General features: G+C 65.1%; 20 protein-coding genes. 19 read left to right on the top strand and 1 reads right to left on the bottom strand.

Going from position 1 to position 15117, the window contains the following annotated elements:
- Nucleotides 1-12 precede the first annotated feature (12 nt).
- Genes ctaD through ACX17K_RS04720 form a run of 4 tightly spaced genes read left to right on the top strand, consistent with a single transcriptional unit; the run spans nucleotide 13 to nucleotide 3254 of the window.
- The gene (gene ctaD, locus ACX17K_RS04735) at nucleotides 13-1650 is read left to right on the top strand and encodes a cytochrome c oxidase subunit I (RefSeq protein WP_493773891.1); all 1638 of its coding nucleotides are present in this window, start codon (nucleotides 13-15) and stop codon (nucleotides 1648-1650) included.
- A gap of 14 nt (nucleotides 1651-1664) precedes the next feature.
- Entirely contained in the window at nucleotides 1665-2207 is a 543-nt protein-coding gene (locus ACX17K_RS04730; RefSeq protein ID WP_493773890.1) for a cytochrome c oxidase assembly protein, read from the top strand.
- Between the two features lie 2 nt (nucleotides 2208-2209).
- Nucleotides 2210-2386 (top strand): DUF2970 domain-containing protein, encoded by a 177-nt coding sequence (locus ACX17K_RS04725; RefSeq protein WP_231149845.1) that lies wholly within the window; start codon nucleotides 2210-2212, stop codon nucleotides 2384-2386.
- Between the two features lie 10 nt (nucleotides 2387-2396).
- Nucleotides 2397-3254 carry a cytochrome c oxidase subunit 3 gene (locus tag ACX17K_RS04720; RefSeq protein ID WP_493773889.1) on the top strand — a complete coding sequence of 286 codons (858 nt, stop codon included), beginning with the start codon at nucleotides 2397-2399 and terminating at the stop codon, nucleotides 3252-3254.
- Nucleotides 3255-3260: 6 nt separating this feature from the next.
- Here ACX17K_RS04720 and ACX17K_RS04715 read toward each other — a convergent pair whose 3' ends face one another.
- Nucleotides 3261-3458, bottom strand: coding sequence for a DUF2909 family protein (locus ACX17K_RS04715; protein ID WP_493773888.1), 198 nt, complete (start codon nucleotides 3456-3458; stop codon nucleotides 3261-3263).
- On the opposite strand from ACX17K_RS04715, the gene ACX17K_RS04710 reads away from it, so the two are divergent.
- The 15 genes from ACX17K_RS04710 (at nucleotide 3445) to hisI (ending at nucleotide 15003) form a co-directional block, all read left to right on the top strand.
- Nucleotides 3445-4176: an SURF1 family protein gene (locus ACX17K_RS04710; protein WP_493773887.1), complete on the top strand. Its 732-nt coding sequence runs from the start codon at nucleotides 3445-3447 to the stop codon at nucleotides 4174-4176. The two genes, ACX17K_RS04715 and ACX17K_RS04710, sit on opposite strands and share 14 nt — an antisense overlap.
- Complete coding sequence (locus tag ACX17K_RS04705; RefSeq protein ID WP_493773886.1) at nucleotides 4163-4672, top strand: redox-active disulfide-containing membrane protein; 510 nt, start codon at nucleotides 4163-4165, stop codon at nucleotides 4670-4672. Before ACX17K_RS04710 ends, ACX17K_RS04705 begins: the two co-directional genes overlap by 14 nt.
- 47 nt (nucleotides 4673-4719) lie before the next feature.
- Nucleotides 4720-5751 carry a COX15/CtaA family protein gene (locus ACX17K_RS04700; RefSeq protein ID WP_493773885.1) on the top strand — a complete coding sequence of 344 codons (1032 nt, stop codon included), beginning with the start codon at nucleotides 4720-4722 and terminating at the stop codon, nucleotides 5749-5751.
- Complete coding sequence (locus tag ACX17K_RS04695; RefSeq protein ID WP_493773884.1) at nucleotides 5748-6647, top strand: heme o synthase; 900 nt, start codon at nucleotides 5748-5750, stop codon at nucleotides 6645-6647. The genes ACX17K_RS04700 and ACX17K_RS04695 overlap by 4 nt, the downstream gene beginning before the upstream one ends.
- Nucleotides 6647-7225, top strand: a complete 579-nt coding sequence (locus ACX17K_RS04690; RefSeq protein WP_493773883.1) for an SCO family protein — start codon at nucleotides 6647-6649, stop codon at nucleotides 7223-7225. The genes ACX17K_RS04695 and ACX17K_RS04690 overlap by 1 nt, the downstream gene beginning before the upstream one ends.
- A 45-nt stretch (nucleotides 7226-7270) precedes the next feature.
- Nucleotides 7271-8035 carry a flagellar brake protein gene (locus tag ACX17K_RS04685; protein WP_493773882.1) on the top strand — a complete coding sequence of 255 codons (765 nt, stop codon included), beginning with the start codon at nucleotides 7271-7273 and terminating at the stop codon, nucleotides 8033-8035.
- A 36-nt stretch (nucleotides 8036-8071) separates the two neighbouring features.
- The gene (gene hisG, locus ACX17K_RS04680) at nucleotides 8072-8713 is read left to right on the top strand and encodes an ATP phosphoribosyltransferase (protein ID WP_011134165.1); all 642 of its coding nucleotides are present in this window, start codon (nucleotides 8072-8074) and stop codon (nucleotides 8711-8713) included.
- Nucleotides 8714-8803: 90 nt separating this feature from the next.
- Complete coding sequence (hisD, locus tag ACX17K_RS04675; protein ID WP_493773881.1) at nucleotides 8804-10108, top strand: histidinol dehydrogenase; 1305 nt, start codon at nucleotides 8804-8806, stop codon at nucleotides 10106-10108.
- A 194-nt stretch (nucleotides 10109-10302) separates the two neighbouring features.
- The gene (gene hisC, locus ACX17K_RS04670) at nucleotides 10303-11379 is read left to right on the top strand and encodes a histidinol-phosphate transaminase (RefSeq protein ID WP_493773880.1); all 1077 of its coding nucleotides are present in this window, start codon (nucleotides 10303-10305) and stop codon (nucleotides 11377-11379) included.
- Between the two features lie 4 nt (nucleotides 11380-11383).
- Nucleotides 11384-11977: an imidazoleglycerol-phosphate dehydratase HisB gene (hisB, locus tag ACX17K_RS04665; RefSeq protein ID WP_343480345.1), complete on the top strand. Its 594-nt coding sequence runs from the start codon at nucleotides 11384-11386 to the stop codon at nucleotides 11975-11977.
- The gene (locus ACX17K_RS04660) at nucleotides 11974-12381 is read left to right on the top strand and encodes a VOC family protein (RefSeq protein WP_493773879.1); all 408 of its coding nucleotides are present in this window, start codon (nucleotides 11974-11976) and stop codon (nucleotides 12379-12381) included. The genes hisB and ACX17K_RS04660 overlap by 4 nt, the downstream gene beginning before the upstream one ends.
- A gap of 4 nt (nucleotides 12382-12385) precedes the next feature.
- A complete protein-coding gene (gene hisH / locus ACX17K_RS04655; protein WP_493773878.1) occupies nucleotides 12386-13024 on the top strand; it encodes an imidazole glycerol phosphate synthase subunit HisH in 639 nt (212 codons plus the stop codon).
- Between the two features lie 21 nt (nucleotides 13025-13045).
- Nucleotides 13046-13786, top strand: coding sequence for a 1-(5-phosphoribosyl)-5-[(5-phosphoribosylamino)methylideneamino]imidazole-4-carboxamide isomerase (gene hisA, locus ACX17K_RS04650; protein ID WP_166439554.1), 741 nt, complete (start codon nucleotides 13046-13048; stop codon nucleotides 13784-13786).
- Nucleotides 13787-13858: 72 nt separating this feature from the next.
- Nucleotides 13859-14623 (top strand): imidazole glycerol phosphate synthase subunit HisF, encoded by a 765-nt coding sequence (gene hisF / locus ACX17K_RS04645; protein WP_493773877.1) that lies wholly within the window; start codon nucleotides 13859-13861, stop codon nucleotides 14621-14623.
- The gene (hisI, locus tag ACX17K_RS04640; RefSeq protein ID WP_493773876.1) at nucleotides 14620-15003 is read left to right on the top strand and encodes a phosphoribosyl-AMP cyclohydrolase; all 384 of its coding nucleotides are present in this window, start codon (nucleotides 14620-14622) and stop codon (nucleotides 15001-15003) included. Before hisF ends, hisI begins: the two co-directional genes overlap by 4 nt.
- Nucleotides 15004-15117: the final 114 nt, after the last annotated feature.

The raw sequence follows: 15117 nt of genomic DNA, 5'->3' as shown, positions 1-15117 counted from the left end.
GAGTCGGACCTCATGGCAATCGCGGAAACCACCCACGCTGGCGGCGCCCACCACGGCAAGCCGCACGGCATAGCCCGCTGGCTGATGGCCACCAACCACAAGGACATCGGCACGATGTACCTGTGGTTCTCGTTCACGATGTTCCTCACCGGCGGCGTGCTGGCGCTGTGCATCCGCGCCGAGCTGTTCAGCCCCGGCCTGCGCTTTTTCCAGCCGGAGCTGTTCAACCAGTTGACCACGCTGCATGGCCTGATCATGGTGTTCGGCGCCATCATGCCGGCCTTCACCGGCATGGCCAACTGGATGCTGCCGCTGATGATAGGCGCGCCGGACATGGCCTTCGCCCGGATGAACAACTGGAGCTTCTGGCTGCTGCCGCCGGCGGCGCTGCTGCTGCTGATGTCGTTCGCGGTGCCGGGCGGCGCGGCCGCCGCCGGCTGGACGCTGTACGCGCCGCTGTCCACGCAGATGGGCATGGGCATGGACATGACCATCTTCGCCATCCACATCCTCGGCATCAGCTCCATCATGGGGTCGATCAACATCATCGTCACCATCCTCAATCTGCGCGCGCCGGGAATGACGCTGATGAAGATGCCGATGTTCGCCTGGGCCTCGCTGATCACCGCCTACCTGATCATCGCCGTGATGCCGGTGCTGGCCGGCGCGGTGACCATGGTGCTGACCGACCGCCATTTCGGCACCCACTTCTTCAATGCGGCCGGCGGCGGCGACCCCATCCTTTACCAGCATGTGTTCTGGTTCTTCGGCCACCCCGAGGTCTACATCATGGCACTGCCGGCCTTCGGCATCGTCAGCCAGGTGATCCCCACCTTCGCCCGCAAGCCGCTGTTCGGCTACACCTCGATGGTGTACGCCACCAGCTCCATCGGCATCCTGTCCTTCATGGTGTGGGCGCACCACATGTTCGCCACCGGCATGGCGGCCACCGCGCAGCTGTTCTTCATGTACGCGACGATGCTGATCGCGGTGCCCACCGGCGTGAAAGTGTTCAACTGGATCGCCACCATGTGGGAAGGCGCGATGAGCTTCGAGACGCCGATGCTGTTCTCGATAGGCTTCATCCTGCTGTTCACCATCGGCGGCCTGTCCGGCATCACGCTCAGCGTGGCCGCGGTGGACATCCAGCTGCACGCCAGCTACTACGTGGTGGCCCATTTTCACTATGTCTTGGTGGCCGGCGCGTTGTTCAGCCTGTTTTCCGCGATCTATTACTGGTTTCCCAAGATGAGCGGCCGGATGTACAACGAGAAGCTGGGCAAGCTGCATTTCTGGTGGTCGATGATTTGGTTCAACGTCACCTTCTTTCCGATGCATTTCCTGGGGCTAGCCGGCATGCCGCGGCGGATTCCGGACTACGCGCTGCAATTCACCGACTTCAACCGCATCGCCAGCGTCGGCGCCTTCATGTTCGGCTTGGGCCAGCTGATCTTCCTGTACAACATCCTGCATGCGCTGCGTCACGGCGAAAAAGCGCCGCACAAGCCCTGGGAGGGCGCCAACACGCTGGAGTGGGAACTGCCGACTCCGGCGCCCTACCACAGCTTCGAACAGGCTCCTCGGCTTGAGGTCGGCGAGAACGGCGTGATCCTGTCCTGCCAGGAGGGCGGCGAGGGGCATTCGCACTGAGAGGGGAGGCGGGCATGGACGCGATGGCGATGCGGCGGCGGAATCTCCGGCTGGTGAAGCGGCTGGTGCTGATCGTTGCGATGATGTTCGCTTTCGCCTGGGCGATGATTCCGCTGTACCGCATCGTATGCGAGAAAACCGGCCTCAACGACGTGGTCAAGGCGGACGAGCTGGAGAAAGAGGATCTGGTCGCCGGCGACGGCGAAGTCAGGATGACCTTCGACTCCACCGTGCAGGCCGGGCTGCCCTGGCAAGTGCAGCCGCTGACCACCCACCTCAAGGTCAAGCCCGGCACCTTCGTCCAGGTGCAGTACCGGATCACCAACGCCAGTTCGCGCGAGGTGGTGGGCCAGGCGCTGCCGCGTTATTTGCCGGCCGAGGCCGGCGAGTATGTCAAGAAGCTGGAATGCTTTTGCTTTACCCAGCAACGCTTCAAACCGGGCGAGACCCGCACCTTCCCGGTTGTGTTCGTGATAGACCGCAAGCTACCGGCCTCGATCACCAGCATCACGCTGGCCTATACCGTGTTCGACGTGCCGGGCCAAGGGAAGGGATAGCCATGAGCTGGGGACAAGGGGTCAAGGCGGTGCTGGGCGCATTCATCGGCGTGCGCAAGGGGGCGGCCTCGCAGGTCGACCAGGCGCTCAAGCCGTGGCAATTGATCGTCACCGCGCTGGCGTTGGCGGCAGGGCTGATCGCAGCCCTGCTGCTGCTGGTGTCCTGGGTGACCCGCTAGGAGGAGTGAGATGGCAAGCATAGAAGAGCAGGACCGTTATTTCGTGCCGACGCCGTCGCGCTGGCCCATGGTTGGTTCGCTGGCTTTGTTCTGCATAGGCCTGGGCGCGGCGTTCGCCGTCAACGGGATGCTGCTGGGCAAGGTGTCGCTGGCGCTCGGGATGCTGATCCTGGTGGCGATGCTGGTGGGCTGGTTCGGCGATGTGATCCGGGAAAGCCGGCTCGGCGTCTATCTGGGGCGAGAGGACATGTCCTTCCGCTGGGGCATGGGCTGGTTCATTTTCTCCGAGGTGATGTTCTTCGGCGCGTTCTTCGGCGCGCTGTTCTGGGTGAGAACGGTGTCGGTGCCGGAGCTGGGGTCGCTGGACTACAAGATCCTGTACCCGGATTTCGAAGCCTCTTGGCCGTTGTCCACCGGCCCCGGCATCACCCAGGCCTACCAGGCGATGGAGGCCTGGGGACTGCCGTCATTGAACACGATGATCCTGCTGAGCTCCGGCGCCACAGTCACTTGGGCGCATTGGGGGCTGCTGCAGGAAAAGAGAAGCCAGTTCACGCTGGGGCTGCTGTTGACCGTGGTGCTGGGCTGCACCTTCCTGGCCTTGCAGATGCACGAGTACGGCCACGCTTTCAGCAAGCTGAATCTGACGCTGGCTTCCGGCGCGTATGGCATGACCTTCTTCATGCTGACCGGTTTCCACGGCCTGCACGTGCTGCTGGGGTCCATCATCCTGTTCGTGGTGTGGCTGCGCAGCATGCGCGGGCATTTCGATGCCCAGCACCACTTCGCCTTCGAGGCGGCCAGCTGGTACTGGCACTTCGTGGACGTGGTGTGGTTGTTGCTGTTTATCTTCGTTTACTGGCTATGAGGGAAATCAGACATGGTGCGGGCGCCACCAGCCGAACAGCGCGCCCAGCAGCAGCAGCAGGAATAATCCAATGGATAGTCCAACCCGCAGGGTCAGGGAGCGCACCAGGCGCTGAGAGCCGTGTTCGGCCTTCATCAGCCCGGTCAAACCCCAGAACAGGGCCAGGACGATACAGGCAAGCAAAAACAGGATGACGAGTTTCATGACTGTATCCTCCACGCAAACTGATCCGGAACACAAGCCAAAGTCTAAATGGCAACGAACGCTGTGGTTGTTTCTTTTGGTAATCAACTTATTACCATATGCATTGGCAGTATGGCAGTGGCAAAGGGGTCAAGACAAGGAGGTGCTGCTGAGCTCCCTGACCAGCGCGATGAGTCTGGCGCCGGTGCCTCTGGTTTATCGCGAGGCGGAGCCGCCGCCGGAGTTCACCCGGGTCAGGTTGAGCCGGGCCGAGCCGGCCGGACCTGTGATCGAGTTGCGCAACAGCTTCATGGCTGGCCAGGCGGGGAGGCGTATCCTGCAGCCATGGCGGCAAGGGGACGACCGTTCGCTGGTATTGCTGGACCTGGGGTGGCTGGTCGACGGCGCTCCCTTGCCGGCTTTCCGGCCGGAGCAGGTGCAGGCCCAGGGGTACCGGATGCCGACGCCGCGCCATTTCGTGCTGTCGGGCGCGGTCAAAGGCGCCGAAGGTCCAGTCGACGCCGTGGACGAAGAGGCGTTGCGCCGCCGCTATCCCGGGCATTGGTTCCAGGGCGTGGTGGTGTTGGAAAGCTCCCCGGAGCCGTTGCTGCACTGGCCGGTTGTGCCGGAGTTCATGCCTGACCGCCACTATGCCTACGCGCTGCAATGGTTTCTGCTGGGCGTCTGCATCAGCGGCGCCAGCTGGCTGATGTGGAGGCGCAGACATGAAATCCATTAACCGGGGGCGGGTGGCGCTGTTGGCGATGGGCTTGCTGTGCCTGGCACCGGTGCTGGCCGCGCTGCTGGCTTACTGGCTGCTGCCGCCCCAGGGGGGGCGCAGCTATGGCCAATTGCTGCCTACTCATCCTTTCGCCGCCGCGGCGCAGCCGCAATGGCCGCGCGGCAAGTGGGTGCTGGCGGCGGTATTGGGCACGGAATGCCATGGGCGCTGCCAGCAGCGCTGGCATGCGATGCGCCAGATAGAAAGGGCGCAGGGCGAAGCGGCCGGCCGCCTGACCAGAGTGGCTTTGCAGGTTTCGGAACAGGCGCCGCGGCTCGATGTGCCGCACCGGCTGCCGCATTCGACGGAGTCGGCTTTACCGGCCGGCAATCAGGGCTTTTATCTGGTCGATCCGCTGGGCAATCAGGTGCTGTTCTATCGGGACGGCGCGGATCCGCGCCTGATCATCGATGAAGTGGCCAAGGTGTTGAAGGTGAACAACGGGCTGGGCTGAGCCGGCGGCTGACCGGCGGACACGCTGTGCACTGGGGGGCGCTCGCCATGCGGAAACTGGTTTGGCTGGCTTTGCTGCTGGCCGTCGTCGTGGTGCCGTTCGGCGCCTATGTCAGATTGTCCCACGCGGGCCTCGGATGCCCGGACTGGCCGGGTTGCTACGGCCAGATTTCGCCGGCGCACGCGGCTGACAGCATACTCCAGGCGCAGGCGCTGTCGCCGGAGGGTCCGGTCAGCCTGGGCAAAGCCTGGCGCGAGATGCTGCACCGCTATCTGGCGGGCAGCTTGGGCGCGTTGATCGCGCTGATCGCCTGGCGCGCCTGGCGGGAAAGGCACCAGCGTCTGCCGGCGGGGCTGCTGCTGGCGGTGCTCGGCGTGCAGGGTTTGCTGGGCATGCTGACCGTCACCTTGCTGCTCAAGCCTGTCATCGTCACTTCCCATCTGCTGGGCGGCATGGCGGTGCTGCAGATTCTCGTCTGGATGGCTTTCTCCCCCGGCTTGTCACCCGTCGCCGTTCCCGCAAGGCAAGTCAGGCTTGCCGCTTGGCTGGTCTCGGCGCTGGCTCTGCAACTGGCGCTGGGCGGCTGGGTGTCCAGCAATTATGCGGCGCTGGCTTGCCAGGGTTTTCCCGCCTGCAACGGCGAAAGCTGGCCGGCGCTGCGTTTCGATCACGCTTTCCATCTGTTGCGCGAACTGGGCGAGGCGCCGGACGGCAGCCTGCTCGATTTCGCCAGCCTGGTGACCATACATTGGCTGCACCGGCTGGGCGCGCTGCTGGTGTCTTTGTTGCTGTTGTCGCTGCTGTGGCTGGGCTGGCGGGAGCCAGCGTTGCGGCGGCACCTGCTGTGCCTGGGCATGGCATGGGCGGCCCAGGTGGGCCTGGGCGTCGCCAATGTGCTGTTGCAACTGCCGTTGCCGCTGGCGGTGGCGCACAACGCCGGAGCGGCCTTGCTGTTGGCGACGTCCTTGTTGCTGTTGTCCCGGCTGCATGCGAGGGAAACGGAAAGGCGGCGCGTGGCCTGGCCGAGGCTGCCGTTTTTTCATCACGAGCGTTTGAGCGGGCCGGGAGAGGGGCGATGAGCGCCGTCGGCCTGCCGCTGTGGCGGCAACACGCCCACGCCTTGTGGCAGCTGTCCAAGCCGCGGGTGGTGGCGCTGATCGTGTTCTGCGCGGTGATCGGCATGTTCCTCGCCAGCCCGGGCGTGCCGGATGCGGCGGTGGTGGCGCCGGCCACGCTGGGTATCGCGCTGGTGGCCGGCGCGGCGGCCATGGTCAACTGCCTGGTGGAGCGCGGCGTTGATGTCAGGATGCGGCGCACCGCCTGGCGGGCCACGGCCACCGGCGAGGTGGGCGCGCGGGAGACGTTGCTGGCGGCGCTGGCGGTCGGCGGGATGGGGCTGGCGCTGCTGCTGGCCTGCTGCAACGCGTTGACCGCCTGGCTGACCCTGGGAACTTTTGTCGGCTACGCCATTGTCTACACCTTGTTGCTCAAGCCGAACACGCCGCAGAACATCGTGATCGGCGGCGCCAGCGGCGCGATGCCGCCGGTGCTGGGCTGGGTGGCGGTGAATGGCGAAATCGACGCGTTCGCGCTGGTGCTGTTCCTGATCATCTACACCTGGACGCCGCCGCATTTCTGGGCGCTGGCCCTGTACCGGCGCGACGATTACGCCCGCGCCGGCCTGCCGATGCTGCCGGTCACTCATGGCCAGCGTTACACGACGCTGTCCATCGTGCTGTACGGTTTTTTGCTGACGGCGGTCACGCTGTTGCCGGTGGCGCTGGGCGAGGCGGGGGCAATATATCTGGGCGCGGTTTTGCTGTTGGACGGCAGATTGTTGTTCCTTGCCGTCAAGCTGCATCGCCAGTATGCTGACACTTTGGCGCGCCGCCTGTTCGCTTGGTCCATCTGGTATCTGACCTGGCTGTTCGCGGCGCTTTTGCTTGACCATTACTACCTGATTCCATTGAGCTGATGTCCCGACTCCTGAAGTGCCTGTTAGGCTTGTTCGCCGCGTTGGTTTTGTCCGCCTGCGCCCAGAAAATCGATTTCAAGGGCACCGCCATCGAGGACGCCTCGATGGGGGGCGATTTCAAACTGACCGATTTCCACGGCAAGCCCCGCGGCCTGGATGAATTCCGCGGCAAGGTGGTGGCGCTGTTCTTCGGCTATACCAGCTGTCCCGACGTTTGCCCGACCACGATGCTGGAGTACGCGTCGGTGATGAAGCAACTGGGCGCCGACGGCGACAAGGTGCAGGTGATGTTCGTCAGCGTCGATCCCGAGCGGGATACGCCCCAGGTGCTGGCCGGCTATGTGCCGCATTTCGACAAGCGCTTCATCGGTCTGACCGGCGGCGCCGGCGATATCGAAAAGGTGATGAAGCAGTACAAGGTTGTCGCGCAGAAGGTGAAGAACGAGGAGGGCGGCTACACCGTCGACCACAGCGCCGGTTCCTATCTGCTGGACAAGGAAGGCAAGCTCAGGGTGTACGAGGCTTACGGCACCCCGGCGGCCAACCTTGCTTCTGATATCCGGCAGTTGTTACGCTAAACTTGGCGTATCACTCAACCCCGCAGACATGAAGGCCGGAATATCGTGAGCAACGACAATACGCCAGCCATGCCGGCAAGTTCGCATCAGCCGCTGGATCTGGCCAAGTTCACCCTGAGCTCGCCGACCGAGATCGCGCAGCATCTGACCAATATCGCCAAGCATGGCCATATGGTGACGGTTTTTGCCAACAAGGGTAAAAACTTCATTCTGACCCGGCTGTTGGAGGTGGATTACCAGGCCGGCGTTTTCATCTTCGACTGGGGCGCTGAGGAAGAGACCAATGCTCAGGTCCTGAACAGCGAGCGCAATGTCTTCGTCTGTTCTCCCGAGGGCGTGAAGACCCAGTTCGTCACCGGCCAGATCAGCCGGGTGACGATGGATAACCGGCCGGCCTTCCAGTGCCGGCTGCCGGAACAGGTGATCAAGCTGCAGCGGCGCGAGTTTTTCCGCATCCAGACGCCGCTGGGCCAGCCGATTTTTTGCCATATCGGCGATTTCGGCCAGCGGGAGATCGATCTCGCGCTGTTCGACATCAGCCTGGGCGGCCTGAGCCTGTGGCTGCCGGGCGTTGATACGCCGGGCTTCGACATCGGCCAGCAGTACCGTCAGTGTTCGATCGATCTGAAACCATTCGGCACGCTCTCGCTGGGCGTCGAGGTGCGCCACCGCCTGACCGCGCGGATGCGCAACGGCAACGAGGCGATGCGGGTGGGGTGCTCCTATCTCAATCTGACGCCGCCGATGGAAACCATCATCCAGCGTTATGTCGGCTTCCTCGAGCGCGAACGCCGCGCGATGGTGGGTTGACCGGAATTATCGTAATCCTTTTCGCAGTAGAACATCATGAAGCTGACCATTGCCCTGTCCAAGGGCCGAATCTTTGAAGAAACGCTGCCCTTGCTGGCGGCTGCCGGCATCGTGCCGGCGGAAAATCCGGAATCCTCGCGCAAGCTGATCATCGGCACCAACCACCCGGACGTGCAACTGGTGATCGTGCGCGCGTCCGACGTGCCCACCTATGTGCAGTACGGCGCGGCCGATCTCGGCATCGCCGGACGCGACGTGCTGATCGAGCACGGCGGCGCCGGCCTGTACCAGCCGCTGGACCTCAACATCGCCAAATGCAAGATGATGGTGGCGGTGCAGGAAGGCTTCGATTACGACGCGGCGGTGCGCCGCGGCGCGCGGCTGAAGATCGCCACCAAATATCCGCAGATCGCCCGCGAGCATTTCGCCAAGAAGGGCGTGCACGTCGACATCATCAAGCTGTACGGCTCGATGGAGCTGGCGCCGTTGGTTGGCCTGGCCGACGCCATCGTCGACCTGGTGTCCACCGGCGGCACGCTGCGCGCCAACAAGCTGGCGGCGGTCGAGCACATCATCGACATCAGCTCGCGCCTGGTGGTGAACCAGGCTGCCCTGAAGCTCAAATACGATGCGATCCAGCCGGTGCTGGACGCTTTCGCCGGCGCCGTGCCGGCCTGACCGTTTCCAACTCATGACGCTCCGCCGGTCAACCGATTGCCGGCGGCCGGCGTTGCCCATTCTTCAAGCTCCAAGCATCAGAGAATCATCATGTTGAAACTGTCCTCCTCCCAGCCCGACTTCGCCGCGCGCCTGAAAGCGCTGCTGGCCTTCGAAACCGCGCAGGACCCCGCAGTCGACGCCGCCGTGGCGTCCATCTGCGCCGACGTCCATCATCGCGGCGACGCGGCGCTGGTGGAGCACACCAACCGTTTCGACCGCATGCAGGCGGCGGGCATGGCCGACCTGACGCTCAGCCGCGAGCAGCTGGAAGCCGCCTGGGGACGTCTGCCGGCCGATGTGCGCGACGCGCTGTCCGCTGCCGCCGACCGCGTGCGCCGCTACCACGAGAAGCAGCTGGCGCACAGCTGGAGCTATGAGGACGAAGACGGCACCTTGCTGGGCCAGCAGGTGACGGCGCTGGACCGCGTCGGCATCTACGTGCCGGGCGGCAAGGCCGCGTACCCGAGCTCGGTGTTGATGAACGCGCTGCCGGCCAAGGTGGCCGGCGTCGGCGAAATCATCATGGTGGTGCCGACGCCGGGCGGCGAGCGCAACGACTTGGTGCTGGCCGCGGCCTACATCGCCGGCGTCGACAAGGTGTTCACCTGTGGCGGCGCCCAGGCGGTGGCCGCGCTGGCCTACGGCACGGAAACCGTGCCGCAAGTGGACAAGATCACCGGCCCGGGCAACGCCTACGTCGCCGCCGCCAAGCGCCGGGTGTTCGGCGTGGTCGGCATCGACATGGTGGCCGGCCCGTCGGAGATCCTGGTGATCTGCGACGGAGACACGCCGCCCGACTGGGTGGCGATGGACCTGTTCAGCCAGGCTGAGCACGACGAGATCGCCCAGGCCATCCTGCTGTGTCCGTCAGCCGATTACATCGCGCAGGTGGAGGCCAGCATCGCCAGGCTGCTGCCGTCCATGCCTCGCCGCGCCATCATCGAGCAGAGCCTCGCCAACCGCGGCGCGCTGATCGAGGTGCGCGATCTGGCCGAGGCCTGCGAGATCAGCAACTATATCGCGCCGGAGCACCTGGAACTGTCGGTGGCCGATCCGGAAGCCCTGCTGCCGCAATTGCGCCATGCCGGCGCCATCTTCATGGGCCGCTTCACCTCGGAGAGCCTGGGCGACTACTGCGCCGGCCCCAACCACGTGCTGCCGACCAGCCGCACCGCGCGTTTCGCCAGCCCACTGGGCGTCTACGACTTCCAGAAGCGCAGCAGCCTGATCCGTGTGTCGCAGGCGGGCGCGCAGAAGCTGGGCCGCATCGCCAGCCTGCTGGCGCACGGTGAAGGCCTGACCGCGCATGCCCGCGCCGCCGAGCTGCGTCTGGACGACAGCGGGGAACAATAAAGCCCGACGCGGCGCTGAGCCGCCGCTCCTCAGGCGCTTTGCTGATTTTCGCCCGTTTCTCCTGGATGGCGTGCCCGGGCCGCAACAGGCGCGGCGTCTTGAGCGCGCCGCGGTAGCCCGCCGCGCCGCGACGCGTTACGATGTTTTTTTGCCCGCTCGCGGGCCCATGACGGCGCTTGCGCCGCAGACACACGATGACGACCAAACTGACCGCCAAGCAACTCGTACGCGACGAGATCGCCGCCATCGGCGCCTACCACGTGGCTCCGGCCGCCGGCCTCATCAAGCTGGACGCAATGGAAAACCCGTGGCCGCTGCCAATCGAGCTGCAGCACGAGCTGGCCGCCGAACTGGCCCAAGTGGCGTTGAACCGCTATCCGGACGCCAACGGCGGCGGCCTGAAAGACGATCTGCGCGCCGCCTTCGCCATTCCCGCGGCGGCCGACATCGTGCTCGGCAACGGCTCTGACGAGCTGATCACGCTGGTCACCCAGGCGCTGGCGCGCCCCGGCGCCAAGCTGCTGGCGCTGGAGCCGTCGTTCGTGATGTACAGGATGAACGCGCTGTTCTCCGGCCTGCAGTACGTCGGCGTGCCGCTGCGCGAGGACTTCACGCTGGATCTGCCGGCCACGCTCGCAGCCATCGAGCGCGAACAGCCGGCGGTGGTGTTCGTGTCCTACCCCAATAATCCCACCGGGCCGCGCTACGCCCGCGACGAGGTGATGGCGATCTGCCGCGCCGCGCCGGGACTGGTGGTGGTGGACGAGGCCTATCAGAGCTTCGCCTCCGACAGCTTCATGGACCTGGCCGGCGAGCTGGACAACCTGCTGGTGATGCGCACGTTGTCCAAGCTGGGCCTGGCCGGCATCCGCCTGGGCTACGCCGCGGCCAGCCCGGCCTGGATCGAGCAACTGAACAAGGTGCGGCCGCCGTACAACGTCAACGTGCTGACCCTCGCCGCCGCCCGTTTCGCGCTGAAGCATCTGGATGTGTTCAACCGCCAGGCGGCTGAATTGCGCACCGAACGCGCGAAGCTGTCCGAGGCGCTGGCCGCCTTGCCGGCGCTGGCGGCCTTTCCGTCCGAGGCCAATTTCATCACCGTCCGCGCGCCGGACGCGCCGGCGCTGTTCCAGCACCTGAAGGCGTCCGGCATTCTGATCAAGCAGCTGCACGGCGGCCACCCGCTGCTGGCAAACTGCCTGCGCCTGACCGTGGGCAGCCCGGATGAGAACGCCGCGCTGCTGTCCGCCATCCAACGTTTTTTTGCCTGAAGCCATGAGAACCGCAACCGTCACCCGCAATACGCTGGAAACCCAGATCACCGTCAGCCTGAATCTGGACGGCACCGGCGTCGGCCGATTTGAAACCGGCGTGCCCTTCCTCGACCACATGATGGACCAGATCGCCCGCCACGGCCTGATCGACCTGGACGTCAAGGCGGTGGGCGACCTGCATATCGACGCCCACCACACGGTGGAAGATATCGGCATCACGCTGGGCCAGGCCTTCTCCAAAGCCATCGGCGACAAGAAGGGCATCCGCCGCTACGGCCACGCCTACGTGCCGCTGGACGAGGCGCTGAGCCGGGTGGTGATCGACCTGTCCGGCCGTCCGGGCCTGGTCTACAACGTCGACTACACCCGCGCCAGCATCGGCCAGTTCGACGTGGACCTGTTCTCCGAGTTTTTCCACGGCTTCGTCAACCACAGCATGGCCACGCTGCACATCGACAATCTGCGCGGCCACAACAGCCACCACCAGGCCGAGACCATCTTCAAGGCCTTCGGCCGCGCGTTGCGCATGGCCTGTGAGCACGATGAGCGCATGGCCGGCATCACGCCGTCCACCAAAGGGACGCTGAGCGCATGAGCCGGGTCGATCCTGGCATCGCCGGACTCAACCACCTGTGCCTGTCGGTGCCGGATCTGGCGGCGGCGAAGGCCTTCTACGATGCCGCGATGCCGGCGATGGGCTGGCGCGCGGCTGGGCCGACCGCCTATGCCGCGGGCAACTATGAAGTCTATCTGCAGCAGAGCCAGGTGGACGGCGCGGGTTTCATCCGCCATGGCGTCGGCTTGCAGCATCTGGCCTTCAACGCGCCCAGCCGGCAGGCTGTGGACGCGCTGCATGCGCTGCTGCTGGAGATCGGCGCGCGCGTCATCGACGCGCCGGCCGAGTATCCGCATTACAGCGACGGTTACTACGCCGTCTTTTTCCAGGACCCGGGCGGCATCGCGCTGGAGTTCTGCCACACCCCGAACATGAGCTTGTAGCAAGATGAAAGTCGCAGTCATCGACTACGGCATGGGCAATCTGCACTCGGTGCTGAAGTCCCTGCAGGCCGCCAATGAAAACGGCGCCGATATTTTCCTGACCCGCGACCCGGAAGCAGTGGTGAAGGCCGACAAGGTGGTCTTCCCCGGCCAGGGCGCGATGCCGGACTGCATGCGCGAGCTGAACCGCCACGGCCTGGCCGAGGCGGTCCGTGAAACCACGCAGAGCAAGCCGTTTTTTGGAATCTGCGTCGGCGCGCAGCTATTGTTCGAACATAGCGAAGAGGGCGATACCGCTGGCCTGGGGCTGTTTCCGGGCGATGTGCGGCGTTTCGCCGACGATCTCGTCGCCGGCGGCGAGCGCCTGAAGGTGCCGCACATGGGTTGGAACCAGGTGTACCAGACCCGGTCCCATCCCTTGTTCGCCGGCATCGCCGATGGCGAGCGCTTCTATTTCGTCCACAGCTACCATTTCGCGCCGGCCGACGCGGCGCTGACGCTCGCGGAAAGCGATTATCCGCAGCGGTTTGCTTGCATCGTCGGGCGTGGCAACATATTCGCCACGCAGTTTCACACCGAAAAGAGCCACCGGGCCGGACTTCTGATGATGAAGAACTTCCTGGCCTGGGACGGCAATGTTTAACTCACGAATACACCTAGCACCATGCTGCTGATACCCGCGATAGACCTGAAAGACGGTCAATGCGTGCGCCTGAGACAGGGCGCAATGGACGATGCCACCATCTTCTCCGACGATCCGGTCAAGGTTGCCGCCCACTGGCGCGACCAGGGCGCGCGACGCCTGCATCTGGTGGATCTGAACGGCGCTTTCGCCGGCAAGCCCAAGAACCTGGCGGTGATCCGCGACATCCTCGGCGAAGTCGGCCAGGACATGCCGGTGCAGCTGGGCGGCGGCATCCGCGATCTGGACACCATCGAGGCCTATCTCGACATGGGTCTGTCCTATGTGATCATCGGCACCGCCGCGGTCAAGACGCCGGGCTTCCTGCACGACGCTTGCGACGCCTTCCCCGGCCAGGTCATCGTCGGCCTGGACGCCAAGGACGGCATGGTGGCGATCGATGGCTGGGCCAAGATCACCAACCATAACGTGATCGATCTGGCCAAGCGCTTCGAGGACTACGGCGTCAACTCGGTGATCTACACCGACATCGGCCGCGACGGCATGATGACCGGCGTCAACATCGAGGCCACCGTCAAGCTGGCGCAGGCGCTGACCATTCCGGTGATCGCCTCCGGCGGCCTGACCAACCTCGACGACATCCGCGCGCTGTGCGCGGTGGCGGACGAGGGCGTGGAGGGCGCGGTCACCGGCCGCGCCATCTACGAGGGCAGCATCGATTTCGCCGCCGCGCAGACGCTGGCGGACGAACTGGCCGGCTGAGCCGGCTGACCGCGTGGGAGCGGCGGGCATGTCCCGCCGCCTCGGCGCGCCTGAAGCTTTCTGGAAACGCACATGCTTGCCAAACGCATCATCCCCTGTCTGGACGTGACCGCCGGCCGCGTGGTCAAGGGCGTCAACTTCCTGGGCCTGCGAGACGCGGGCGACCCGGTGGAGATCGCCCGCCGCTACAACGAGCAGGGCGCCGACGAACTCACCTTCCTCGACATCACCGCAAGCTCCGACCAGCGCGACATCATCCTGCACGTCATCGAGGCGGTGGCCGAGCAGGTGTTCATCCCGCTGACTGTCGGCGGGGGCGTGCGCAGCGTCGCCGACATCCGCCGCCTGCTCAACGCCGGCGCGGACAAGGTCAGCATCAATACCGCCGCGGTGACCCATCCCGAATTTGTCCGCGAAGCGTCCGATCATTTCGGCAACCAGTGCATCGTCGTCGCGCTGGACGCCAAGGCGGTGACGCCGGAGAACGACCGCTGGGAAATCTTCACCCACGGCGGCCGCAACCGTACCGGGCTGGACGCCGTCGAATGGGCGCGCAAGATGCAGGCGCTGGGCGCCGGCGAGATTCTGCTCACCAGCATGGATCGCGACGGCACCAAGACCGGCTTCAACTTGCCGCTGACGCGCGCGGTGTCGGACGCGGTGAACATCCCCGTCATCGCCTCCGGCGGCGTCGGCAATCTGCAGCACCTGGTCGACGGGGTGAAGGAAGGCCATGCCGATGCGGTGCTGGCGGCCAGCATCTTCCACTTCGGCGAATACACGGTGACGGAAGCCAAGCAGGCGATGCGCGACGCGGGAATCGAGGTGAGGCTATGAGCTGGCTGGACGAAGTGAAGTGGGACGACAAGGGCCTGGTGACCGCCATCGCCCAGGACGCGGCCAGCGGCCGGGTGCTGATGGTGGCGTGGATGAACCGCGAAAGCCTGCAATTGACCGCCGACACCGGCATCGCCCACTACTGGAGCCGCTCGCGGCAAAAGCTGTGGAAGAAGGGCGAGGAGTCCGGCCATCTGCAAAACGTCAGCGAGCTGCGGCTGGATTGCGACGGCGACGTGATCGTGATACAGATCGAACAAATCGGCGGCATCGCCTGTCACACCGGACGGGAGAGCTGTTTCTACCGCCGTTTCGAGAACGGCGGCTGGACGACGGTGGACGCGGTGCTGAAAGACCCGCGCGCCATCTACCATCCCTGAATTGCGGCCGGTCAACGCCGGCGCCGCCGGCCGGGTTACAATGGCGGACCGGCTTTGTCAGAATGTCATGCCCGCGCCGTATACTGGAAGGCTGGCGGGCATCAGGGCCTGAAC

The organism is Chromobacterium sp. INPA-IVC, assembly GCF_059047085.1.
The sequence above is the reverse complement of the archived record's forward strand: the minus strand, read 5'-3'. Positions and strand labels throughout refer to the sequence as shown.